The sequence below is a fragment of the Psychrobacter sp. TB15 genome, assembly GCF_000511655.1.
In the GTDB taxonomy this organism is placed as follows: Bacteria; Pseudomonadota; Gammaproteobacteria; order Pseudomonadales; family Moraxellaceae; genus Psychrobacter; species Psychrobacter submarinus.
Genome location: NZ_AYXN01000041.1, coordinates 15,295 through 40,351 on the forward strand (window position 1 = coordinate 15,295; position 25,057 = coordinate 40,351).

The following is a 25,057-nucleotide window of genomic DNA, read 5'->3' on the forward strand; positions in this document are numbered from 1 at the left end:
CATTTATTATTAAGTTGTTTATTATAATCAAATACAGGACATTATAAGCATTCAGTAAGATAAGTGATAAGTAACAAGGATAGTTAGCCAAATATTATGAAGGATTGCTATGAAAAATACCGAGCAGATGTCAACGACCCATCAATTCAGCACCCATGAAGTCAATAATCAACCTACTGCTTTAGCGAATTATAACGCTTGGGAGACCGATGATGCGCTAAAAGAAGCTGTCATTCGCGAAGGCGCGTCATGGGCAAGCGATCATCTGAGCGAGTTTGGCGCCCGTACTGGTGGTGATATGGTAGACAAAGGCTTTGCTGCCAATGAAAACCCTCCTAAATTTCGCCCCTTTGATCGCTATGGTCACCGTATAGACGACGTCGAGTTTCATCCTGCTTATCATGAGCTAATGACAGCGGGCGTATATTATGGCATGAGTAATTTTGCTTGGCGTAACGAGAGTCGCCAAAGTGCGCATGTGGCGCGAGCGGCCATTATGTATTTAGGCTCACAAGCAGAAGCCGGTTTTGGCTGTCCGATGTCGATGACTTACGCCGCGATTCCGGCTTTGCGTCATAACACAAGGCTCGCTGAAAAGTGGATACCAAAACTGCTATCGACAGAATATGATCCTCGTAGCTTACCTATGGAGCAAAAGAGCGGCTGTACAATTGGCATGGGGATGACTGAAAAGCAAGGCGGTTCTGACTTACGGCGCAACAGCACCAAAGCTGTCAAGCAAAGCGATGATAGTTACCAAATCATTGGGCATAAATGGTTTTATTCTGCGCCTATGTCTGACGCTCATTTAGTACTCGCGCAGTCTGAAAACGGGCTTAGCTGCTTTTTAGTACCAAGGTTTCGCCCTGATGGCACGCTCAATGCCGTACGGATTCAGCGTTTAAAAGACAAGCTTGGCGACTGGTCGAATGCTTCCTCCGAGGTAGAGTTTGCCGGTGCTTTTGGCGAATTAGTAGGAGTAGAGGGCAGAGGTGTTGCCACTATCATTGAGATGGTAGCCTTAACGCGGCTCGATTGTATGATAGGGTCAGCCGCGCAAATGCGGCAAGCGGTCGTGCAGGCGATTCACCATACTTCTGGACGTGAGGCTTTTGGTGATTTACTAATCAATCAACCGCTTATGCGCAATGTGCTTGCTGACTTGGTATTGGAGTCTGATGCGGCATTGGCCTTGACTATGAGAGTGGCGCGCGCCATTAGTCTGCTTGAGACCGACTCACATGAGGCTGCGCTGGCTCGCATCGCCACTGCCATTGGCAAATATTGGATATGTAAGCGTACGCCCGTGTTAGTCAACGAGGCACAAGAGTGTCTCGGCGGTATTGGTTATGTCGAAGAAAATATTATGCCGAGACTTTATCGTCAGGCACCGCTCAACTCAATTTGGGAAGGTAGCGGCAATATCCAGTGCTTAGATGTGCTACGTGCCTTAAATAAAGAGCCGGCTACTCGTGAGGCGTTGTTTACTGAGCTGCAAAGTGCGGCTGGTAAAGACAGTTATTTTGATAAAGAGCTTGGGCAACTAGCAAGTTATTTTGAAGAGGTAGAGACATTAGAGTTTAGAAGCCGCTACGTCATCGAGCGCTTGGCGTTGATGCTGCAAGCTTGTATCCTGCTAAATACAGAAAATAAAGACATAGCAGCAGAGTTTTGCCGCTCACGTTTGGGCGGCGCGCACGGACTGGCGTTTGGTACGCTCAGTCCAGATGCACCCATAGATCAGCTGATCGAACGCGCTGCGGGTGCCACAAAGTCTATGGCTTAGCATTTTTTACTAGCTACTTAGTCAGCTCGATAGTACCGTTAGCGGTAACAGAGACGGTACTATTACCTGATTCAAAATTTTGACTTGGTACCGAAGACTCAGCATCAGCGGCGCGCATGCTGCTATACATTGGACGTGGGTAGTCGGTGTTGCCAGCATTGAGGTTGACGCTGACCACGCGATAACCGCGCGCATCCCAAGCACGAGTGAGGTTTTTGGCCTGTTGCTGAAAAGCGCGAGACGCTTCCGTCATCAGTTTTTGCTCTAGCGCATCTTTTTTACTTTCTGAGACACCAAAGTTTAGATTATTCATCACTAAGGTTTCTTGCAAGTCTGCAATAAGCTGGCTTGTTGCGGTGAAGTCGGTACTTTTTAGATCGATATTAGCTTGACCAGTCCAGCCGATGATTTTGTCGTTTTTGTCGTAACGCGGATAAGTGCGCTGCTGGCCAGTACTGACGGTAACGCTAGGGTAGCGCTTAGCAATCGCCAGTGCTCTATTGATTGACGTGTTCAATGTTGTAGCCAAAGCCTTAGCATCGCTCGCTTGTGCCTTTTTATACAGGCTTGCGCGCACTTCGTCATTGGCAATGTCTTCTTTAACTTGCGTCTCAAAGGTAAGCTGATCATAACCGGAGGGTTCAGCGTGGGCGGTACTCATTGCTGCACTCAATAAAAAAGCACTGCCAGTCATGAAAGCCAGTTTATTCGTTAAGTCTTTCATCGTAACTCCTTATATGAATAGTTTTTAAAAGCATATAATTTAATAGTTTTTTTAGAGGTTATTAGGGCGTGTTGAACATTCGACCATGGCACTGACAGAGACTATTTTTTAGGCGATTTGCAGATAAAAATGGTAAGTTTAGTTGTTCTAAGCGTCTATTTTTATCAATAAAGCGGCAAAAAATAGTCCTGTCCCTGTTGTTGTCGTGAGGGCTGATGCTAAAATCGCCCTAGTCGTTGCGACTGTTTAAATAAAATCAGCTATCCAATGCAATAAGCATTACCTGCAATTTTAACGACGACTAGAACTATTTTAGCTATCAGCAGTGCGCATTTGTGAATGTTCAACACGCCCCAACATAACAAATCTGATAATAAATAATATAAGTGTTTTGTCACAACCTTACTGCTTTCTAGCAGCGTTAAAATGGCGATAATATCTAAGCCCAATTCACTTTGGCGTGAAAAGCTATCGTTTGTAGCGTTAGGGGTTGTAAAATAGAAAAAAGTAAGTATAATTTGCAACTGGTGGCTCCATTGGTAGCCTCGCAACAGTGTTCTATGAACCCCGCCAGGACCGGAAGGTAGCAACGGTATTAGATTCATTGTGTGCCGAGGATGTGCTGATGGAGTCGCTTTTTTTTGTCTAAAATTTGACTGTTATTGATTTGCTGTTCGATTTACCTGCCCTGCTAGAGGGTTTTTTTTGGGTCAAAATTTTGGGTCAGCGCCATCAGTAACTAATAAAATAGCTAGGTGAGTAGCTTGCATCCTGCTCGCTTAAAAGCTACGATATTGAGTCTAAATGAGTAGGGTAAACCATCTAAATGAGTGATAGCCAAACGACTTCATTACCTACTGAGCAGCGTCAAAGCTCAGAGCTTTTAGCTCGCCAGCAGCAAGCTCAGCAGCGACAGATTTTGGCGATGATGGGTATCGGACAATGGGTGCGGCCAGACTCACCAACGCTAAAAATAAGCGATATCACTGAGAGCGCAGGTGGTATACAAGCACCCGATTCATTAACTGGGCAGCAGCCGGTATCAGACGAACAAGTTAGACCAGAGGTGCGAGGTGGTGATCCAATAGATAGACACACTACGACTGCGCCAGTTGCTTCAGATGATGAAGTATTAGCTACTGATCAAGTAAAAATGAATAGCTTCGATAATGACAGCTTTGATGTTGATGTTGCTAATAATAATGAAAGTTCAAATGCTAGCAACAAGTCTTACAACTTTAACAATTTAAATAGCTTCTCTGAATCAGCTAGTACTGAGCAAGTTGATACTGCGAGCCATACTCCTAACTTAGCCCCTGCTAACTCTGAGAAAATAGCGCCCTTTGATTTGCAAGGCGCTCGTTACGGGGACTGGGTACTGCTAGTTGATATTCAGGCGCTCGATAATGACAGTCAAAAGCTCTGGCAAAACATCACTCAGGCCCTATCATTAGACTGTGAGACGAGCTCATTTCCGATATGTGCGGGTATGGACACCGCTGAGCTGGCCAATGCTAGCCTTGCTGGTTATATTTTCAAGATTGCACAGAGTGAAGATATTCAGGTGGCTGTATTGACCGCTTTGCCCGACGGTTTGTCTCATCCTAAATTTGCGACGACGCCTAGCTTAGAGACGATGCTTGAAGACAGTCTACTTAAGCGGGAGTTTTGGCAGCAGATCTCCAATTAATTCATTGTTTTTGATTGCTATATCATTTAGCTCAAAATAGCTTTACGCGGTTCTAAAATTTATACTTAACTTTTTCTCTATTTCTTTGTTACTGCTTGGAATTCTTATTATGTCTGAACATACTGCTCCACATCGAACTCCCAACTTTTCTGCAGGCCCTGCTACTATTCCTACTGAGGTTCTACAGCGCGCGCAAAGCGAGATGCTCGATTGGCAGGGTCGCGGTGTCTCGGTGATGGAGGTCAGCCACCGTAGTAAAGAATATATCGCTATCACTGAAAAAGCGGAAAGTAAATTACGCTCGCTGATGGACATACCTGATAACTATAAAGTGCTGTTTTTGCAGGGCGGCGCAAGCCTGCAGTTCTCGGCTATTCCTTTAAACCTATTAAACAATGGCCGCGCTGATTATCTCTCGACTGGGACGTGGTCAGATAAGGCCATTAAAGAAGCTAAGCGCTACGCTAAGCTAGGTCTTGGTGAGGTTAATGTGGTCGCTAGTGGCAAACAAAGCAATTTTACGGACGTACCTGCGTCTGATGAGTGGAACCTAAGTGATGATGCCAAGTATTTTCATTACTGCGCTAATGAGACCATTCATGGCTTGCAAATATTTGAGCCGCCAAAGGTTGATGTGCCGCTCATCGTAGATATGTCATCGAATATTTTATCGCAGCCGATTGATGTCTCCAAATTTGGTATGATTTACGCCGGCGCACAAAAAAACATCGGTCCAGCAGGTCTTGTTATCGTTATTATCCGTGAAGATTTACTAAACCAAGCCAGCGATTGGTGCCCGCTGCTGATGAACTATACGCATCAGGCTGAAAAAGAGTCGATGTCTAACACGCCAGCGACGTATTCATGGTATCTAGCGGGTCTAGTATTCGACTGGTTAGAAGAGCAAGGCGGCGTTGAAGCTATCGGCAAAATCAATCAGAAAAAGGCGGATCTGCTATACCAGACAATCGATGATAGTGATTTTTATAATAATCCGGTTGCCAAACAATATCGCTCGATTATGAACGTGCCTTTTACCTTGGCAGATGATAGCTTAGATAAAGTGTTTTTAGAAGAGTCAGAAAAAGCAGGCTTGCTACATCTAAAGGGCCATCGCGACGTCGGCGGTATGCGCGCTAGTATCTATAACGCGGTAACGCTTGAGTGGGTAGAGCAGCTTGTTGACTTTATGCAAGATTTTGAAAAAAAGTATGCCTAATTGCTGTATCGCCCCTTGCAGGCAAAAATAGCTATAATCAAAAGACGCCGCTGAATAAGTGGCGTTTTTTGATAAGTGGGAATAGCTGAGCGAGAATAGCTGAGCGGGAGTAGCTAAGCGGGTATAGAAGGTACTGAAATTATTTTTAAGGGCGATATTTAAAAAGTAGCAAAACACATCTACGCTTTTGATTAGGTTAAAAAAGCGAAGTTTGGTATGATTAGATTTCGCATCACCGCTAGAATTAGGCTACTGTAAAAGTCTGCTTTGATAAAAAGCGCCGATAGCGCCCATAATGATAGACAAGCTATGATCAATAACGCTCCGATACAAGCTATATTATACAAGTCTTATAAGGCCGCTACTTTGAGCCTACTGCTTTGCTACGCCTCTAGCAGTCAAGCCGAGGTGGTTACCACGTCAGCGCTTGGACATAATAGTAGCGCTGAATACATCGACACCCCATACATGCCGTACGCCAATCCTGATGCGCCAAAGGGTGGTACGCTATCGCTCGATGCTCGCGGCACTTTTAACGCGGCCAATAAGTGGATGACGACGGGCGTGGCAATGGTCGGCACGGATTATCTGTACGATACCTTGATGACTGGCTCACTGAATGAAGCCTTTACCATGTATCCTCAGCTGGCCACAGGCGTGACTTACGATACTGATGATGCCAGCTGGATCATTTATCATCTCAATCCTAAAGCCAAGTTTTGGGATGGTACGCCAGTCACTAGCAGTGATGTCAAAGCGACTTATGAGGCGATACTCAGCAAAGGCCCGATGTATATTCGCAGCTATTTAGGCGATATTAGAGAAGTACAAATCCTTGATAAACATAAAGTGAAGTTCGTCTTTACCTCCAGTGACAACAAAGAGATTTTGCTAACCGTTGGCCAGTTTCCTATCTTTGCCAAAACCTCTATTGATGCCGATTTTGAAAAGATAAGCTTAACGCCTTTGATGGGCAGTGGCCCATATAAATTAGGCCGTGTCGAGGCGGGGCGTTCGGTCAGCTATGTGCGCGATCCAAATTATTGGGGCCGTGATCTGGCGGTAAATCGCGGCCGCTATAACTTCGATATGATTAAGTTCGTCTATTATCAAAGCGATGAGATTGCCTTTGAAGGCTTTAAATCTGGACAATATCGCTTTCGTCCCGAAAACAAAGCCTCGAATTGGGCAACAGGCTATAACTTCCCTGCCGTAAAAGCAGGAATGATTATCAAAGAGTCGATAAGTAGTCAAAACCCTGTACCGATGCAGGGGCTCGTGATGAATATGCGCAGGCCTTTGTTTCAAGATATTCGCGTCCGTGAAGCGCTCAGTCTAGCATATGACTTTGAATGGATGAACAAGACTTTATTTCATGGCCAGTATGAGCGCTTGCAGAGTTTTTTTTATGGCTCAGAGCTGGCGGCGACTGGTACGCCAGCTGCTGATGAGATGGCAGTACTGACGCCACTACTCAGTGATTTAGAGCCTAGGCAGCGTCAAGGAGTGCTTAGCGATTGGCAGCTACCTAAGAGCGATGGTAACGGCTTTAACCGGGAGAGTTTACTCAAGGCAAGGCAGTTACTACTCGATGCTGGATTTTATTATCAAGACATGCAGCTGTATCAGCCAAATGGCGAGCGCGCGCAAATTGAGATTTTGATGACAGGCGATACGCTAGGCCGAGTACTGCTGCCTTATATTCGTAATATTGAGCGCTTAGGATTTGCGGCAAATCTGCGTCAAGTCGATGGGCCGCAGTACTATGAGCGCACGCGTCGTTATGATTATGATATGACGACCGATGTGTTCGCGCAAAGCTTATCACCGGGCGCGGAGCAAGCCGCCTTTTGGGGCAGCGCGGCTGCTGATGAAGTCGGTAATCGCAATACGATCGGCATCAAAAACTCGGCGATAGATACAGTCGTAGAAGCCCTTGGCGATGCTGAGAGTCGTGAGGAGATTGTACTTTATACCAAAGTGCTCGATCGCTTACTGCGTGCAGGTCACTATTTAGTCCCACTATACGGCAAATCTGGCACTAATGTGGCGTACTGGAATCAGTATCGCCATACGACTTTGCCGACCAATGCGGTTGGTATCGACTACTGGTGGGTGGACAAAAAGGCGGAAGCGAAAGTTAATGATTATTTAAAACGCTAAATTCAGCAGCAAGTGAAAGCGGTAAGCTAAGACGATAAACGTCAATTAACCGTGAATAACAGTCATATAAGCGCACATTTAAGATCAATACGTAAAACCAGTGTTAACCAATAAGGGTTCGATATGAGTAGTCAAATTATTCCAATAAAAGCATTTAACGATAATTATATTTGGACATTAATCAATAAAAATAACAAGCAAGCTATCGTTATTGATCCCGGCCAAGCGCAGCCTGTCGCGGACTATATGGAAGAGCATGACTTAGAGATGACCTCTATCTGGACCACACATCATCACTTTGATCATGTCGGCGGCGTAATGGAGCTACAAGAGCACTTCCCGATGACGCATATCGTCGGCCATAGCGAGCATGGCGTTGAGGAAGATCAAACGATAAAAGACGGCAGCACGGTCAGTGCTTGGGGCTGCTCAGCACAAGTCTGGGATATCCCCGGGCATACGGCAAGTCACATGGCTTATGTGTTGGATATCGACGGTCAAAAGCACTGCTTTTGCGGTGATACGCTGTTTAGTGCAGGCTGCGGTCGTGTCTTTACCGGTACTATCGAGCAGCTTTACGAGAGTTTCAAACGTCTAAACAGTCTGCCTGCCGATACGTTATTGTATCCTGCCCATGAATATACGGCTAACAATCTGCGTTTTGGGCTGTCTATTGAGCCGGGTAATATGGCGATGCAGCAAGCTTTAGAGCGAGCAGAGAGTCAGACGCAGCAAGGACTATGTACGCTACCGGTCACTTTGGAGCATGAACGCGAGGTCAATGTGTTTTTGCGAGCGCATGAGCCTAGCGTCATTGCAGGCGTAAAAGCCAAAACGAATATTGACAATGAAGAGCGCTTAACGGTGTTTACAGCGCTACGAGAGCTTAAGGATAACTTCTAACACTCGCACAGCACTACCTCTTACCTCACTTGTCCGCTGACTGTTGTCTGCTATTTTACCTTTGCAAGGAAGTCGTCATCATGGGTCGTTATATCTTAAAGAGACTACTACTGATATTACCGACGCTTTTCTTGATTTTATTGGCGAACTTTGTGATTGTACAGGCCGCACCTGGTGGTCCTGTCGAGCAGCAACTGGCTCTCATTGAACAAGGCGCAAAAGATAGCGCGGTTAATAGTAGCGTAGGCGCAGGCGGCTCTGGCGGTAATACCAGCACTTATCAAGGTACGCGCGGATTATCTGAGGAGATGGTCGCTGCGATTAATGCGCAATATGGCTTTGATAAATCCGCGCCTGAGCGCTTTTGGATTATGCTAAAAAACTATGCTCAATTAGATTTTGGCGAGTCGTTCTTTAAAGGGCAGACGGTAACTGACCTCATTATCGAAAAACTCCCTGTTTCCATCTCCTTAGGACTGTGGAGCACACTGCTGATCTACATGATTGCCATACCATTAGGGGTTCATAAAGCCATGCATCACGGCTCGGCGGTAGATAAAGCGACAGCGATGCTATTAGCAGTTGGTCATGCGATACCGGTATTTGTATTTGCGGTAATATTATTGGTGTTTTTTGCGGGCGGTAGTTACTTTAATATCTTTCCGCTACAAGGGCTGACCTCAGAGAATTTCGATCAGCTGAGCACTTTAGGTAAAATAAAAGATTACTTTTGGCATTTAGCTTTACCTTTACTAGCGAGTACCGTCGGCGGCTTTGCCGGTTTGACTTACTTGACTAAATTTAGCTTTTTAGAGGAGCTGAGCAAGCAGTACGTGTTGACCGCACGCGCTAAAGGCTTAGGGGAGCGTCAAGTGCTCTACGGTCATGTCTTTCGTAATGCCATGCTGATTGTCATAGCTGGTATTCCGGCCGCTATCGTCGGTATTTTCTTTGCCGGTAACTTTCTTATTGAGATTATCTTTAAACTTGATGGACTGGGCCTGCTTGGCTTTGAAGCCATTCAGCAGCGCGACTATCCAGTGATATTTGGCACGCTGTTTATCTTTACTTTACTTGGTTTATTATTACAGCTTATCAGTGATCTGAGCTATCATCTAATAGACCCTCGTATTGATTTTGAGGGTCGCTAATGTCTAATTATTCTACTGCTACGCCGCCACCTGCTTTAACTAAATCAAAAGCCAAACGCCTAAATCCGATTTGGCAGGCGCGGCTCGATCGCTTTCGTAGTAATCGCTTAGGTTTAATCTCTCTTATTATTTTCAGCTTAGTGTTCATCCTCTGTATGGCTGCTAATGTTATTGCCAATGACAAACCACTACTGGTCAGTTATGACGGTGACTACTATGTGCCTGTATTGACAGCTTATCCTGAGACTACTTTTGGCGGTGTATTTGAGACTGAAGCTAACTATAAAGATCCTGCGGTACAAGCGCTGATTGAGGACAAAGGCTTTTATGTGATGCCGATTATTCCTTTTGCCGATCAGACGCCAAATGTAGAATTGGGTCTTCCTTATCCTGCTGCACCTAACGCTCAGAACTGGCTCGGCACTGACGATCAAGGGCGCGATGTGCTCGCGCGCATTCTCTATGGTATGCGGGTTTCTCTGTTATTTGGTATAGCGTTGACTTTAGCTGGAGCACTAATAGGCATTATCGTCGGCGCAATTCAAGGCTACTATGGCGGCTGGGTAGATCTAGCAGGTCAGCGCTTTATGGAAGTGTGGGGCGGGATGCCGCAGCTATTTATGATTATCATTTTGGTCAGCCTGTTTAGCCCTAGTGTCTATGTGCTGTTTGCTTTGATGTTATTGTTTGGTTGGATGGGTTTGGTCGGTTTGGTGCGTGCTGAGTTTTTGCGGGCGCGTAATTTTGATTATGTACGGGCGGCGCGTAATTTAGGGGTCTCTGACAGCCAAATCATGCGCAAACATATTTTGCCTAACGCTTTAGCCTCCAGTCTTTCGCAGTTGCCGTTTATCTTAACCGCCAATATCATTGCACTAACTGCGCTTGATTTCTTAGGTTACGGATTACCGCCCGGCTCACCGTCATTAGGGGAGCTGATGGTACAAGGCAAAAACAATCTCGATGCGCCTTGGCTTGCGTTATCAGGGTTCTTTAGTTTAACCTTTATTTTATCCTTGCTTATCTTTATTGGCGAAGCGTTACGTGATGCCTTTGACCCAAGGCGCAGCTGATATGACTGATAATACTAAGCAAAACCCATGTGTTCTAAGCGTTACAGATATGACTATCACGGCGGATAACAAAGCCATATTAGTCGATAATTTATCTTATCAGCTGCATCAAAGCCAGACGCTCGCTATCGTTGGTGAGTCGGGCTCAGGCAAATCAATCGCCAGCCTAGCACTGTTAGGATTACTGCCAAATAGCCTAAGCGTCAGTGGCCAGGTCTTGCTCGATGGAAGAACGCAGCTACCCATTACCAATAACCAAGGTAAAGATAAGGCGCAAAACAGAGCGCTCAGATCCATTCGTGGTCAGCGCATCGGCATGATATTTCAAGAGCCGATGACTGCGCTGAATCCGCTACATACCGTCGCCAAGCAAATCGCCGAATCGCTGCGCCTAAACGGTATCGCAAAGCCGCAGTGGCGCAAGCATACTATCCAACTGTTAGAAGATGTCAATATCATTGATCCTATTGATAAGCTCAACCGCTATCCGCACGAGCTATCAGGCGGTCAGCGCCAGCGGGTAATGATTGCGATGGCATTAGCACAGCAGCCTGACATTTTGATTGCTGATGAGCCAACTACCGCGCTTGATGTGACTTTGCAGCACGAGATATTAGCACTACTAAATAGCCTAAAGTCTGAGCGAGATATGGCGATGATTTTGATCAGCCATGACCTAAATTTAGTCAAACGCTATAGCGATGAGATTATCGTTATGCGCCAAGGTCAGACGATTGAACAAGGCAAAACTGCTGCTATCTTTGCGCAGCCAAAAGCGGACTATACTCGCACACTGATGCAGCAAAATTTTGGCTCAGCACTAACGATTACCAATGAAACCGCCACTGACGAGCGAGTCTTAGTAGTCAATAAGCTACAAGTGGATTTTCCGATAGAAAAAAACCTATTTGGCGGCACTAAGCGCTGGTTCGAAGCAGTAAAATCAGTCGACCTGAGCTTATCAGCTGGTCAAGCTTTGGGTATCGTTGGCGAGTCGGGGTCTGGTAAGACCACTATTGCCTTGGCGCTGAGCAAACTACTGAGCAATCAAGCGCGCGTGCGCGGACAAGTGCTCATCGACGGTCAGGATCTTTTCGCCTTGAGTAGTAGCGAATTACGTCAGTTTCGCTCGCAGATTCAAATGGTCTTTCAAGATCCTTTTGCTAGTATTAATCCGCGTATGACGGTGATGCAGGTGGTCGAAGAGGGGTTGCTGGTGCAAGGCGTCACTCAGGCTGCGCGTCAGCAAGCCGTGTTAGAGAGCCTAGAAACGGTACATCTACCCGCTGATTTTATTCATCGTTATCCGCATGAGTTATCGGGCGGTCAGCGCCAGCGGGTCGCGTTGGCAAGAGCGCTTGTGATGCGGCCAAGTTTATTGATACTTGATGAGCCGACCTCAGCGCTTGATAGCACCACGCAAGTGACGGTTGTGACGCTACTACGCGAGATACAAGCTAAGTTTAATATCAGCTATGTGTTTATCAGCCATGACCTAAAAGTCGTGCGGGCGCTGTGTCAGTATACTATGGTACTCAAACAAGGCGTTTGCGTAGAGGCAGGTGCAACAGAGGAGCTATTTAACCATCCGCAGCATCGGTATTCTCAGCGCTTATTGCAGGCCAGTGTTATATAGGATAAAGACCATCTGTTAATACCATCTGTTATTAAAAGAAAGTTTGGCAAGCAAGACCTCTGTGCTGAGCTCTAGTTATTGTTTATTTGTTTTTGATGCTTAATATCGACTGTTATGCGCTCATGATGATTACCAAAGTTTAGACGCTGCCACGACTAAATATTGACTAGAACATATGAGTTCATAATTATCGCAATATATATAAAATGACAGTGGTACAATTCATACAAACAGTCGTTTGGTGTTTGTTTTATTTACCGCCGCATTATTGAAAAGGATATTTCTATGCCCGCTACAAACTCTCCTCTTGCAAAACTCATGAACAACGACAAATTACAACATGCCGGCTACTTAGCTGTCGCAAAAACGCGTGCTAAAGCACTAAAAGTATTCTCGCACCTTATTCCGCTACCTAGACCTCTGTTATTCGTCGGTGAAGACGCTTGTAATGAGCTGTGCGATATGGTCATCAATGAAGGCGGCACTAACGTCTTTATCGTAACCGATGCCGTACTCAATAAGCTTGGTATCCCGGCCAAAGTTACTGACTATTTAGATCAGCATAATATCCGCTATCAGGTTTATGATGGCATCACTCCAGACCCTACTTTTGCCGTCGTAGAAGAAGGTCTAAGCCAAACGGTCAACGCTAAGTGCGATGCGATAATCGCTATTGGCGGCGGCTCAGTTATTGATGCAGCGAAGATGATCGCAATGTCACAAGGCAATAACTGTAAGCCGCAAAAGCTTATCGGTATCCTTAAGGCAAGAAAGAAAGGAGTGCCGCTGTACTGTATTCCAACGACTGCCGGTACCGGTTCAGAAGCGACGCTTGGCGCAGTAGTATCGGACAACGACACGCATCAAAAAGCGCTATCAATCGATCCTAAAATGATTCCATTAGCCGCCGCTATCGATCCTGTGATTATGAAAGGGATGCCTAAGCATATTACTGCGGATACTGGTATTGACGTTTTGACTCATGCCTTAGAGGCGTGGATGAGCGCTAATGCTAGCGTTGAGACCGACTATTATGCCGCTTCTGCCACCAAAGCGGTGATGCAGTATCTGCCAATCGCCTATGAAAATGGGGAAGACCTGCAGGCTCGCGAAGAGATGGGGATAGCTGCACATTATGGCGGTATCGCCTTTAATAAAGCTGGTTTAGGTTATGTGCATGCGATCGCTCACCAATTGGGCGCGCATTACAGTATCCCTCACGGCCGCGCTAACGCAATCGTTTTGCCTTATGTGTTAGAAGTCAACCGTAAAGGATCAGAGAAAAGATTGGCGAAACTCGCTAGAAAAACAGGCATCGTTGAAAGCGCTCAAGCGACTAAAACCGATAAAGAGCTGGCCAATTACTTTATCGAGCAAGTCCGTGAACTTATCAAAACTGTCGGCATTGATCCTACCGTTAAAGGTATGAAAAAGACAGATTATGACGATATTGCCAAAGCTGCTGCCAAAGAAGTCAGCGATACTTATGCAGTACCCACTTATATGCCACCGGCGGGTATCAAGAAGATCTTACAAAAAATTCAAACCGCGAGTGAAGATCGACCCAATAATGATACTCAAGATAAAAAAAGCGCTTAACTGACCTTATGGTCGATATTATTTAAAACTATTGGTTATTAGTATAACTAGAGTCTATCACCGTAAGGTAATAGGCTCTTTTTCTATTGAAAGCTAACGCTTTTCAGTCATTTAATAGATGTGAATCGAAGTCGTTGACTATGTAGAAACTATAAATAATAAATATATAACAAGAATAAAGTATTTTTGTCATGCTTGAGCGTTACTATAGTGTAATAAGGCTATAGTATTCAAAGAAGGTAGCAAACAAAACGGTTAGGAGCGTTTTATGAGTTTTCAACGTCAAATTAAAGTTATGAGTATGGCGGTGTTAGCCAGTAGCGCTCTGTTAGCAGGCTGCGCCTCCACAGAAAACAGCACTAGTATAAAAAACCCTAATGCTGACAATCCTTATGCCCCTACAGATCCCAATCTAGCAGTAGCGACGGTAGCGGGTGGTTGTTTTTGGTGCGTAGAGGCTGGTTATGAAAAGATCCCTGGCGTCGTAGAAGTTGTCTCAGGCTATAGTGGTGGACAGACTGATAACCCAACCTATAATGCGGTATCAGCGGGAGGTACAGGGCATACTGAAGCTGCTCAGGTCTATTATGACCCTACTAAGATAACCTACAATGGTATCGTACAAGCCTTATGGCGTATCGCTGACCCTACTGACGATCAAGGTCAGTTTGTCGATAGAGGCACGCAGTATCGTCCGGCTATTTTTTATCATAACCAAAAAGAGAAACAAATAGCAGAAGCGGCTAAAAAAGATCTGCAAGCCTCCGGTGTGTACGATAAGCCAGTAGTGATAGAGATTGTACCGGCGAGTACTTTTTATCCTGCTGAAGAGTATCATCAGGACTACTATAAGAAAAATCCACTACGTTATAAGGCTTATACCTTTAATTCAGGTCGCTATCAGTTTATCGAGAGCGTCTATGGCAAGGACTATGAGCTAGATTTTAGTCAGTTTAAGCCCAAAGATAGCGAAGTTACTATAAATAATACCCAGACAATGAGCTCAACGACAACTGCAAACTCAGGCTTTAATCCTGCGTCATTTGTTAAGCCTAGCAAGGAAGAGCTCAAGCAGTCTTTAAGTGACATACAGTATAAAGTCACGCAAGAGGACGGTACTGAGCGCGCTTTTAATAATGAGTATTGGGATAATAAAGAGCCCGGATTATACGTTGATGTGGTTTCAGGTGAGCCGCTATATTCTTCTCGCGATCAGTATAAGTCTGGGACTGGTTGGCCAAGCTTTACGCGGCCACTGAGCCCAGAGATGGTCGTTGAAAAAGAAGACAAAGGGTTTTTCTCAACTCGTACCGAGATTCGTAGTCGCTATGCAGATTCACACGTCGGCCATGTCTTTAATGACGGTCCTGCGCCAACGGGCAAGCGCTATTGTATGAACTCAGCGGCGATGCGCTTTATTCCTTTAGCGGATATGGAAGCAGAAGGCTATGGTCAGTGGATTGATGACGTAAAAACGAGCTAAGCTGAGCTTTGATGTTTAGTGTGAGGTATCTAATATGAAAAAGGACGCAATTAAGCGTCCTTTTTTTTAATACAAATTAAGAAGAGTCAAATTAAAACGCTGTCTTGCGCGCTGGTAGCGCATTTAAAAACTCATTACGTGCTTGGTTATCATGTACATATTCGCCAAGCATAGCCGTGCTACGAGTCGTAGAGTGCTGCTTATTGACACCGCGCATCATCATACACATGTGTGAGGCATCCATAACCACTGCCACCCCGCGGCAGCCAGTCACATCCATAATAGCCTGTGCCACTTGCTCGCTGAGGTTTTCTTGAATTTGCAGGCGACGCGCAAACACATCTACAATCCGCGCAAACTTTGATAACCCTAACACTTGTCCGTTAGGCAGATAGCCGATATGCGCAAGGCCATGAAAAGGCAGCATATGGTGCTCACATAGAGAATAAAACTCTATATTCTGAACCAACACCAGCTCCCGGTTACTCGATGGAAATACCGCATCGTTGACGACATCGGCTAAATTTTGATGATAGCCTTGGGTCAGGTGAGCAAAAGCCTTTGCTGCCCGCATAGGCGTATCTTGTAAGCCTGGACGTTCTAGGTCTTCACCAGTCGACTCTATCAGTTGACGATAAGATTCGATGGTTTCTTGATAGTTTGATGCTAGAGTTGAGTCATTACTCATAATTTTGACAGCCATCCAAAATGTGGGTATCGCTTAACGCTAAAGCCTCTCGCGCCCAAGACAGTTTATGTTGGGCGGCTGAGGATTTATGAAGAAAGTGCAAGCTTGGAAGGGTTGTGATTATACTTGAAATCAGCGCAACTTCATACCGCTGTCGATTGCGCTAGCAGTATTTAAGTTTACGACTGTTTACTTAAATTGATTCGTGTATAATGAGAACCCGTAGATTTAGATAATTATAACTGCTTTATAAGGACCTATTATGTTACTTCAAGGCCAACGTTTTGTCGTTACTGGTATCGCCAGCAAACTCTCTATTGCTTGGGCTATCGCTGAGGCACTACACCGCGAAGGTGCTTCATTAATTCTGACTTACCCTAATGACAAAATCAAAAAACGCGTCGATATGGCTGCTGAGAAGTTTGAAGCAGATTTAGTCCTTGAATGCGATGTCGCCTCTGACGACTCTATCGCTGCTTGCTTTGAGCAAGTGACAAACCATTGGGGCGATGGTATCGATGGGGTGGTGCATGCTATTGGCTTTGCCCCTATGGAGCAATTAGATGGCGATTTTGTTAGCGCTACCACCCGCGAGGGCAGCCAAATCGCTCATGATATCTCAAGCTATAGCTTTGTGGCTTTAGCTAAGGCCGCCCGCGAATTATTAGCGATGCGTCACGGTTCCATGTTGACGCTAACTTATGAAGGCAGCATCTCAGTACTACCCAATTACAATGTCATGGGCATGGCAAAAGCCAGCTTAGAGGCGAGCGTGCGCTATCTAGCAACATCGATGGGCGCTGAGGGTATTCGGGTCAATGCTATCTCAGCAGGGCCTATCCGTACACTTGCTGCTAGTGGCATCAAGTCTTTTCGTAAGATGCTCGATATCAGCGAAAAAATCGCACCTCTACAGCGCAATATCAATCAGATGGAGGTTGGTAATGCTGCGTTATTTTTACTGTCTCCTTGGGCATCGGGTATCACTGGCGAGATTATGTTCGTGGATGCAGGTTTCAACACCGTCGCAATCAGCGAGCAGCTGATGATGCTAGATGAAGCGGATAAATAACGTAGATTACTGCTGGTTCATTACTCTTAGCGCTAGAGTGTCGTCCTAAATAGCTAGCCCCAAAAAGCTATTATAGTGCTGGTTATCTTATATTAAGGCAGCGAATAGGCTGCCTTTTTTTATGGGCAGTGTTTTAGTGTATGATGAGCTGTTTTGAATCAGCGCGTAGGCGAGAGCTATGATAACTAAACTACCGAAATGGATACTCTGGGGCGGGGCGGTGCTAGCGTTCAGTGCTGGCAGCGTCAACAGTGTGGCGCTTATGGGTTTTACCAATTTATCCGTGTCGCATGTGACGGGTAATGTAAGTTTATTCTCGGCGGCCATCGCGCATTTTGATGGTCCTAGTGTCTTATTCATTGGCGCTTCTTTAATCGCTTTTTTGATAGGCGCGGTGTTAAGCGGCTTTATCATCGGACAAAACTCTTTAAAATTAGGCCGGCGTTACGGACGCGCGCTATATTTAGAAGCACTCCTGTTAATAGCGAGCTACTGGCTCTATCAGCAGCATGCCTATCTAGGTCAGCTCACTGCGGCAATGGCTTGCGGATTACAAAATGCCATGGTAGCGACTTATAGCGGCGCGGTGATTCGTACCACGCATCTGACGGGACTGACCTCAGATATGGGCGCGGCTATCGGTAATTGGCTGGCAGGACGCGCTATTAGTAAGCCCACTTTAGGCTTTCAGGCCATTATTTGGTACTGCTTTTGTGGCGGCGGGGTAGTCGGGGCTTTTTTATTTGCTAGAGTTGATTATGCCGCCTTTATCGTTCCTATTGTTATCGTCTTAGCAGCAGCATTTATATATAACCAATCCTTGGATCAGCTACCTGAGAGACGTCCTCCTGCTTTGTAAAATTTGTCTCGCTTTCATACAGAGCATACCATCTACTCACTAAAAAGCGCCTATCAATATGATAAGCGCTTTTTAATTTTATAGTCTATTAGCAATTTTATAAGCTATGTAAGTTTAGTAGCTATAATCAGTACCTATAAAAAGCTAAATTTTTAACTGTTTTATTCATTCTCATCTTCATGATCTTCATGCTCGTGCATACCTTGCATCATATCGAGAGCTGAATCGTCAGTACGTTGTTGATCCTTTTCAGATAGGCCATCTTGATTAATATCGTTAGGTGCCATCTTGGTTGTTGCATCAGTTTTATCACGATTTGACATAAAGTACTCCTAGTTAGTGTTGTTCCATATTTATTTATAGTATCCAAAATAGTATGGTTCAAGCAATAAGATATGTACACGGTATAACTGCATAACTTTCGTGACTGAGTGTAACATTTCTCTCTACACTGCCGACACTGCTGAGACAGTACCTCTTTGAATAGAGCTCATTTAATAAGTGCTGCAGTCTTTTAGCCAATAGTAGCTATAACCAGGCAGGTTAAAAATCATCAGCAATATTCACCCACACCCAGCCGTTCTCCAGCCACTCCATTAAGTCGTCGGGATCGATGTCTGCAACATCATCCGCCTGCAAAGCTTCACCATCTGCCAAGCGCTGCAATGTCTGTTTGGCAATAGTATCTAGACCATCTAGGCGTTGACCATTAGCGTACAGGATGAGTTCACCGGCATGTTTATGATAGAGCAGCCGATTGCTGTAATCTGCTTGCAAGGTCGCGCCTTCCGTTATGGCTTGCATGAGCTCATCGGTCGTTAGAGTCTCCTCAGGTACGAGCGCGTCATATTGACGCTTGCTGACGACCTCAGATACTGCCTGACGAATGATATCGTCACCACGCTCAGACTGTAGCATGTGCAAGAGCTGCTCTTTGATCGCACTGATACTCTCTGATTGCAATGCGCCAGATGCCTGTAGTGCTTGCGGCAATAGCAGCGGAATAAACAAATCGCTATCATTAGTGGCGATATCAGCCAAGCCATCGATAATTTGCATCAAATTTGGACGACGGCAGCCAAAAGAAAACGTCAGACAATCATCTTGCGCCACGCCGAAATGCGAGAGTTTGGGCGGCACATAAAGCACGTCACCCGCTTCTAGTATCTCATCAAAGATAATCTGACCCATATCGTCAAATACCCGAATCGGCTCATCTGCGACAAACTCGGTATCTGTATCACAAAACTTGCCGAGCTGCCAACGGCGAGAGCCATAGCCTTGCGCCAAAAACACATCATAGTCATCATAGTGCTTGCCGACCGAGCCGCCTTTAGGCGCGTAAGAGACCATAATGTCATCACGCTGCCACTGCGGAATATAGTCAAACGCTTGCCACAATTGCCCAAGCTCAGGTGACCATTGCTCAAGGTTTTGCACAAGGACTGTCCACTGCGCTGGCAGGTTGTCAAAGTCGGTTTCGCTTAAGGGGCTTTTTTTGAGTTGCCACTGCGGCTCATCGACTGGCTTAGTTGCCGCTTGAGTGAGCAGGCGGGCAGAGGCCTCTTCTTCAAGCGCTAGGCCGAGCATATCTTCTGGCTCAAACATACCGATTAGTTGCGGCAGACCTTGCTTGATCAGCAATGGCTTTTTTTGCCAATACTCGTTTAAGAATTGCTCAGGGGTCATATTATCAGGTAAACAAAGGGGTATAGCGCTCATTGGTAAATCCATATAAAAATTAGGAAAAATTAATAGTCAGGATGACTTTATAGGAGAGTTTTAATCGTTTATGATGACTTTTCGATAGCTTAATACAAAGACTATCGGCTTATCTTAAAATTATAGGAAGTTTATGAAAAAGTTGCATTTCATCGTCATCATCGCAAGTATCTTTGTCCTACAAGCTTGTGTCCACAAAGTTGTCACTGTACCTGCCAAAGTTGCCTATAAAACCACCAAAGGCGTGGTCAAAGGCACGGTCGCGGTCGGCAAGGCTATCATACCAGGCGACAGTGATGACGATGATGATAAAAAGGATAAAAAATAAAACCTTACTTATCACCTATGAGTTTTTAAGATCATCATAGCATGCAAAGTAAGGTTGTTATTTTGTATAGACTTAGGCGAATGTATAGCCAGTTTGAACAAATAGAGATGAGGCAATTGTGCCTTATCTCTATTGCTTTAAGGTATTCAATTCACCTTAGCAAACTTTAAAGCTTTGCTATCCAGTCTTGAATAGCGCGTGCTTGCTCAGCAGCGTTACCCGTATAAGTAGCTGGCGTCAGCTCGCGCAGGCTTGCTTTGTCGCTATCTGAGACAGCAGCCAACTCATCGCTCTCTACAAAGGTGAGCATGGCTTCACGAGTCATGGCATTACCGCGAGTCAAGGCTTTGAGCTTCTCGTATGGGTTTTCGACACGGTAACGGCGCATGACCGTTTGGATCGGCTCGGCAAGTACCTCTTGCGCTTGCTCCAAGTCATCATTTAAACGCTGAGGATTGACCTCTAATTTGCCTACACCTTTTAGGCACGCATCATAAGCAATCATACTTTGCGCCAGGCCGACACCAATATTACGCAGTACTGTAGAATCTGACAAATCACGCTGCATACGCGAGATAGGCAGCTTTTCCCCTAAGTGCGCTAGCATGGCATTGGCCACGCCCAAGTTACCTTCGGAGTTTTCAAAGTCAATCGGGTTGACCTTGTGCGGCATGGTAGATGAACCGACTTCGCCGTCTTTTAGGCGCTGCTTAAAATAGCCTAAGCTAATATATTGCCAAATGTCACGGTTAAAATCGATTAATATAGTATTAAAACGTTTGACCACATCAAACAATTCAGCGATATAATCATGTGGCTCAATTTGAGTCGTATAAGGATTAAAAGTCAGCTCTAAGCTTTGATTGATAAACTGCTCAGCATGACTTTGCCAGTTGACTTCTGGATAGGCTGATAGGTGAGCATTGTAGTTACCGACTGCGCCATTGATTTTACCGAGTAGCTCAACCTGACCGATTTGCTTAATTTGACGAGCTAAGCGATAAGCGACATTGGCCATCTCTTTACCTAGCGTCGTTGGGCTAGCAGTTTGACCGTGCGTGCGTGACAGCATGGGCTGATCAGCGTGAGTAATCGCCAAGTCAACGATGCTATCGGTCACTTGCTGCATTTTAGCAACCACAAGCTCGCGGCTGTCTTTGAGCATAAGCGCATAAGACAAATTGTTAATATCTTCACTGGTACAAGCAAAATGGATGAACTCTAGGCTGTCCTCTAACTGCTGATTGCCGCGAAACTTATCTTTGATAAAGTACTCAACCGCTTTGACGTCGTGATTAGTTGTCGCCTCAATATCTTTAATCACCTGCGCGTCACTTTCACTAAAATCATCAACGATACTATCCAAAAAGGCATTGGTATCTGCATCAAATGCTGATAATTCACCGATGGCATCATTATTTGCTAACGACTGCAACCAGCGGATCTCAACGGTGACACGCGCTTTAATAAGACCAAACTCAGAAAGATAAGGACGTAAGCTGTCAGCTTTTGAAGCATAACGGCCATCGATTGGGGAGAGAGCGGTAAGTGGGGTCATGGTATCGCCTTTGAGTGAACAGAAAGTGAATGACTGCTTACGACAGCAGTAAATTTTGGTGGCGCAATTATAGCAAAAACTGATGCAAAAAAGGGAGTGTCAGCGATATTTTCCACGAATTAATAGTACGTCAAAGACAGATATCAACGTCAATAGATTTGGGAGAAATTGAATAGAGAGAGGAGTCAAAAACGATTGAGGATCATAATCCAAACGCGAACGGACGACATGACAAGCGGAGCAGTAACGGTTGCTACTGCCGCTTGTCAAAAATTAAATGCTATCTAAAAACCGCAAGGCGCATCAATCGATGCAATCACGCCGCCGCCCAAACACATCTCATCGATATAAAACACCGCAGACTGACCCGGCGTCACTGCGCGCTGCGGCTCATCAAAGACCACGCGCACCTCGCTACCGTCAGTATTTGTCGCAAACACACGGCAGGCCTGATCTGGCTGGCGATAACGCGTTTTTGCCATGCAGCGTAAGCCCTCAGCGCTAAAGCTATCTTTTGGCGCAAGACCATCGACCCAGTCGAGTTTGTACGCTTGCAGCTCATTGCTCATCAGCATAGGATGCTCGTGACCTTGACCAACGATTAGCTGGTTTTTCTCTAAATCTTTAGCAAGGACAAACCAAGGCTCCTCAGGACGATCTTTTACACCGCCGATACCGATACCGCCGCGCTGACCTAAGGTGTAGTACATTAGCCCATCATGCTGACCGATAACATGTCCATCGTCAGTGATGATATCGCCTTTTTGAGCAGGCAAGTACTGTTGTAAAAAGTCTTTAAAACGGCGCTCACCAATGAAGCAAATACCGGTTGAGTCTTTTTTCTTCGCGGTCACTAAATCATGCTCTTCTGCGATGCGGCGTACTTCAGGCTTCTCTAACTCACCAACTGGAAATAAGGTTTTGGCGATTTTGTCGCCGCCCACCGCATGCAAAAAGTAGCTTTGGTCTTTATTATTATCAAGGCCGCGCAATAGCTGCGCTACCTCCATACCCGCGCTATTTTTATAATTTACGCTGCGGCGCGTGTAATGACCGGTAGCGATATAATCAGCGCCAAGACCAAATTTTGGATCAGAGGCATAGTCTAGAAATGCTTTAAATTTGATCTCTTTATTGCACAAAATATCGGGGTTAGGTGTACGTCCGGCTTTATATTCAGCTAAAAAATGTTCGAACACGCGATCCCAGTATTCCATCGCAAAGTTGGCAGTGTGCAATTTGATACCGATTTTGTCACAGACCGCTTGCGCATCTGCAAGATCGTCCATAGCTGTGCAGTATTCGGTGCCGTCATCTTCTTCCCAGTTTTTCATAAACAGACCTTCGACGATAAAGCCTGCTTGCTGCAGAAGTACGGCTGATACCGAAGAGTCGACACCGCCTGACATACCAACGATGACCCGCTTCGTGTTTGGGCTATCGATGTCGGCTAAGTTTAGAGGACGATGGTGAGTGATCGTAGTAGCTTGACTGGATAAATTTTGCGTGGCTGATGTAACTGGCATAACGGAGCGCTCAACAATTTGTGATAACATAGGCGCTATATTATAGCATTGAATTAAAAATCAATGCTTATCAAGCTAATTTCTAGTTTTAAAAATAGCTTAGATGCTGTCATAAAAGTTTCGCTTATGTTGAATAAAATTTTGGATGAACAATGATAAAAATTGGTCAAGGTATTGACGTTCATGCTTTTCATAACAATGGTGAACAGCAACAGTATGTCATATTAGCTGGCGTGCCGATTGAGCACACCCATAGCTTGCTTGCGCACTCAGACGGCGATGTAGTACTGCACGCACTTGCGGATGCTCTGCTTGGCGCTCTGGCGCTCGGTGATATCGGTCAGCATTTTCCCGATACTGATAGCGCGCATGCTGGCCTTGATTCAAGAGTGCTGCTACGTTATGTCTATAGCAAAATAGTCGACGCCGGCTACAAGATTGGTAATGCTGATATTACCGTGATGTGTGAGCGCCCTAAGCTTGCTCCCCATAATCAGGCGATGCGTGACAATATTGCCAGCGATTTGCAAACTGATGTCAGTAACATCAGTGTCAAAGCCACGACTACTGAAAAGCTAGGATTCGCCGGTCGTCAAGAGGGCATTATGGCAAGTGCTGTCGTCCTTTTATTGGCTGATAAGTCCTAATCGTTAGTGGCTTTGATAGTGACCCTTAATAAGCCATTGTTAAAGATTTAGAATAAGTCCTCAAAATGGCTTGCAATAAAGTTATCTCTACCCCATGTAGCACATAACGCTAAGCAAAATTTTTAATAACCCTGCTATTTTAATCACTCTACTAATAGGATAGGAGCTTTTATGAGCGAGCAAACCCCAAATACCGCTGCTAATGATGTCGAACAATTGATTCGCGATCAAATTCGTGACAATAAAGTACTCATTTATATGAAAGGCACGCCGCAGTTTCCGCAGTGTGGATTTTCCGCGCGTTCTATTGAAGTATTAACGCAAATCGGCCGTCCGTTTGCTTTTGTTAATATCTTAGAGAACCCTGAGATTCGCGCGACCTTGCCAAAAGTAGCGAATTGGCCTACTTTCCCGCAATTATGGATTGATGGCGAGCTGATGGGCGGCTCAGATATCATTCTACAAATGTATCAATCAGGCGAATTGAAGCCACTAGTCGAAGCTAATAGCCCTGCCGCTTAATTTATAGACAAGGCTGTATGGATCCCATATAAGCTTTGAGTAAATACTCGAAATAATAATTAACCTTAGTTAAAGCCTGAGTCAGCCAATAGCTGCTGACTCAGGCTTTGTTGTTTTCGGCGTATTTATCCCCATATACGGCTGCATAATGAAATAAACAATAAGAGGGTATTATGACCAATCAAACCAATACGCAAGCCTATGAAGATGCCGCTTTAGAAAAACGTCGCGAGCATCTTAAGAATGAATCAACGCGCATTATCGAGATGGCCAACAATGAGGACTTCTCAGCGCTTAGATGTATTCATCAGCTCAGCGTCGCTGGCGGCGCGACAGAAGGTACTTATACCGCAATCGAGCAGCGTATCTTTGCTGATCAAGATGCTGCGGGGGCTTATCATCTAGCGCTTTTGGCACAGAATACGCCAGATCTGCCCGTTGATGCTCGTCAGCTTATCGAGATTGTCGTCAATAAAGGCGATAATGAGCAGCGTTTGGCCTTATTGAAGAACCTGCCACTACCGCCTGTTGAGCTCATCAAAGAGCAAATACTAGCTAGCGATGATGGCGAAGCGATTGGACAGATGAATGCTTATTTGCAAATTAACCCAGAAGGTCATGGCAGTCAGCATACGCTGGTCAGTGGTCATTCCGATCAAATTGTACCGCTAAGCGAGGGCAAAAATATAAAGTTTGATTAATGCAGCT

At 45.3% G+C, this 25,057-nt stretch carries 22 protein-coding genes and 1 other RNA gene; 17 read left to right on the top strand and 6 right to left on the bottom strand.

Annotation, left to right across the window (positions count from 1 at the left end; all coding sequences use genetic code 11):
- Positions 1-109: 109 nt before the first annotated feature.
- Entirely contained in the window at positions 110-1,786 is a 1,677-nt protein-coding gene (locus W234_RS0110695; protein WP_264673193.1) for an isovaleryl-CoA dehydrogenase, read from the top strand.
- A gap of 13 nt (positions 1,787-1,799) precedes the next feature.
- On the opposite strand, the gene W234_RS0110700 is transcribed toward W234_RS0110695, so the two are convergent.
- A complete protein-coding gene (locus tag W234_RS0110700) occupies positions 1,800-2,510 on the bottom strand; it encodes an SIMPL domain-containing protein (protein ID WP_025646843.1) in 711 nt (236 codons plus the stop codon).
- Between the two features lie 534 nt (positions 2,511-3,044).
- On the opposite strand from W234_RS0110700, the gene ffs reads away from it, so the two are divergent.
- From ffs to msrB, 10 genes are all read left to right on the top strand, one after another.
- An RNA gene (gene ffs / locus W234_RS14355) (signal recognition particle sRNA small type) lies at positions 3,045-3,141 on the top strand.
- Positions 3,142-3,336: 195 nt separating this feature from the next.
- Positions 3,337-4,200 (top strand): DNA polymerase III subunit psi, encoded by an 864-nt coding sequence (locus W234_RS0110710; RefSeq protein ID WP_025646845.1) that lies wholly within the window; start codon positions 3,337-3,339, stop codon positions 4,198-4,200.
- A 109-nt stretch (positions 4,201-4,309) separates the two neighbouring features.
- Positions 4,310-5,419, top strand: coding sequence for a 3-phosphoserine/phosphohydroxythreonine transaminase (gene serC, locus W234_RS0110715; protein ID WP_025646846.1), 1,110 nt, complete (start codon positions 4,310-4,312; stop codon positions 5,417-5,419).
- A gap of 309 nt (positions 5,420-5,728) precedes the next feature.
- A complete protein-coding gene (locus W234_RS0110720; RefSeq protein WP_025646847.1) occupies positions 5,729-7,582 on the top strand; it encodes an extracellular solute-binding protein in 1,854 nt (617 codons plus the stop codon).
- A gap of 123 nt (positions 7,583-7,705) precedes the next feature.
- Positions 7,706-8,485, top strand: coding sequence for a hydroxyacylglutathione hydrolase (gloB, locus tag W234_RS0110725; RefSeq protein WP_025646848.1), 780 nt, complete (start codon positions 7,706-7,708; stop codon positions 8,483-8,485).
- A gap of 80 nt (positions 8,486-8,565) precedes the next feature.
- The gene (locus W234_RS0110730) at positions 8,566-9,636 is read left to right on the top strand and encodes a microcin C ABC transporter permease YejB (protein ID WP_025646849.1); all 1,071 of its coding nucleotides are present in this window, start codon (positions 8,566-8,568) and stop codon (positions 9,634-9,636) included.
- Positions 9,636-10,709: an ABC transporter permease gene (locus W234_RS0110735; RefSeq protein ID WP_025646850.1), complete on the top strand. Its 1,074-nt coding sequence runs from the start codon at positions 9,636-9,638 to the stop codon at positions 10,707-10,709. The genes W234_RS0110730 and W234_RS0110735 overlap by 1 nt, the downstream gene beginning before the upstream one ends.
- Before the next feature lies 1 nt (position 10,710).
- Positions 10,711-12,345: an ABC transporter ATP-binding protein gene (locus W234_RS0110740; protein WP_084212661.1), complete on the top strand. Its 1,635-nt coding sequence runs from the start codon at positions 10,711-10,713 to the stop codon at positions 12,343-12,345.
- Positions 12,346-12,630: 285 nt separating this feature from the next.
- Complete coding sequence (locus W234_RS0110745; RefSeq protein ID WP_025646852.1) at positions 12,631-13,944, top strand: iron-containing alcohol dehydrogenase; 1,314 nt, start codon at positions 12,631-12,633, stop codon at positions 13,942-13,944.
- Positions 13,945-14,212: 268 nt separating this feature from the next.
- Complete coding sequence (gene msrB, locus W234_RS0110750; protein WP_025646853.1) at positions 14,213-15,427, top strand: peptide-methionine (R)-S-oxide reductase MsrB; 1,215 nt, start codon at positions 14,213-14,215, stop codon at positions 15,425-15,427.
- Between the two features lie 91 nt (positions 15,428-15,518).
- Here msrB and folE read toward each other — a convergent pair whose 3' ends face one another.
- A complete protein-coding gene (gene folE / locus W234_RS0110755; protein WP_025646854.1) occupies positions 15,519-16,115 on the bottom strand; it encodes a GTP cyclohydrolase I FolE in 597 nt (198 codons plus the stop codon).
- 262 nt (positions 16,116-16,377) lie between these two features.
- Between folE and W234_RS0110760 the strand changes: the two genes are divergently transcribed.
- Together W234_RS0110760 and W234_RS0110765 are read left to right on the top strand one after the other, a co-directional pair.
- Positions 16,378-17,187 (top strand): enoyl-ACP reductase, encoded by an 810-nt coding sequence (locus tag W234_RS0110760; RefSeq protein ID WP_025646855.1) that lies wholly within the window; start codon positions 16,378-16,380, stop codon positions 17,185-17,187.
- 178 nt (positions 17,188-17,365) lie between these two features.
- Positions 17,366-18,046: a YoaK family protein gene (locus tag W234_RS0110765; RefSeq protein WP_025646856.1), complete on the top strand. Its 681-nt coding sequence runs from the start codon at positions 17,366-17,368 to the stop codon at positions 18,044-18,046.
- Positions 18,047-18,207: 161 nt separating this feature from the next.
- Here W234_RS0110765 and W234_RS14685 read toward each other — a convergent pair whose 3' ends face one another.
- Positions 18,208-18,369 carry a hypothetical protein gene (locus tag W234_RS14685; protein ID WP_198013373.1) on the bottom strand — a complete coding sequence of 54 codons (162 nt, stop codon included), beginning with the start codon at positions 18,367-18,369 and terminating at the stop codon, positions 18,208-18,210.
- A gap of 220 nt (positions 18,370-18,589) precedes the next feature.
- Positions 18,590-19,768 (bottom strand): cupin domain-containing protein, encoded by a 1,179-nt coding sequence (locus tag W234_RS0110775; protein ID WP_025646857.1) that lies wholly within the window; start codon positions 19,766-19,768, stop codon positions 18,590-18,592.
- 133 nt (positions 19,769-19,901) lie between these two features.
- Between W234_RS0110775 and W234_RS0110780 the strand changes: the two genes are divergently transcribed.
- The gene (locus tag W234_RS0110780; RefSeq protein WP_025646858.1) at positions 19,902-20,096 is read left to right on the top strand and encodes an NF038104 family lipoprotein; all 195 of its coding nucleotides are present in this window, start codon (positions 19,902-19,904) and stop codon (positions 20,094-20,096) included.
- Positions 20,097-20,262: 166 nt separating this feature from the next.
- On the opposite strand, the gene purB is transcribed toward W234_RS0110780, so the two are convergent.
- Both purB and mnmA read right to left on the bottom strand, forming a co-directional pair.
- Entirely contained in the window at positions 20,263-21,654 is a 1,392-nt protein-coding gene (purB, locus tag W234_RS0110785; RefSeq protein ID WP_025646859.1) for an adenylosuccinate lyase, read from the bottom strand.
- 284 nt (positions 21,655-21,938) lie between these two features.
- A complete protein-coding gene (gene mnmA / locus W234_RS0110790; protein WP_037059754.1) occupies positions 21,939-23,180 on the bottom strand; it encodes a tRNA 2-thiouridine(34) synthase MnmA in 1,242 nt (413 codons plus the stop codon).
- Positions 23,181-23,332: 152 nt separating this feature from the next.
- On the opposite strand from mnmA, the gene ispF reads away from it, so the two are divergent.
- From ispF to W234_RS0110805, 3 genes are all read left to right on the top strand, one after another.
- Positions 23,333-23,827: a 2-C-methyl-D-erythritol 2,4-cyclodiphosphate synthase gene (ispF, locus tag W234_RS0110795; protein WP_025646861.1), complete on the top strand. Its 495-nt coding sequence runs from the start codon at positions 23,333-23,335 to the stop codon at positions 23,825-23,827.
- A gap of 171 nt (positions 23,828-23,998) precedes the next feature.
- Positions 23,999-24,349 (top strand): Grx4 family monothiol glutaredoxin, encoded by a 351-nt coding sequence (grxD, locus tag W234_RS0110800; RefSeq protein ID WP_025646862.1) that lies wholly within the window; start codon positions 23,999-24,001, stop codon positions 24,347-24,349.
- 173 nt (positions 24,350-24,522) lie between these two features.
- A complete protein-coding gene (locus W234_RS0110805) occupies positions 24,523-25,050 on the top strand; it encodes a hypothetical protein (RefSeq protein WP_025646863.1) in 528 nt (175 codons plus the stop codon).
- Positions 25,051-25,057 lie beyond the last annotated feature (7 nt).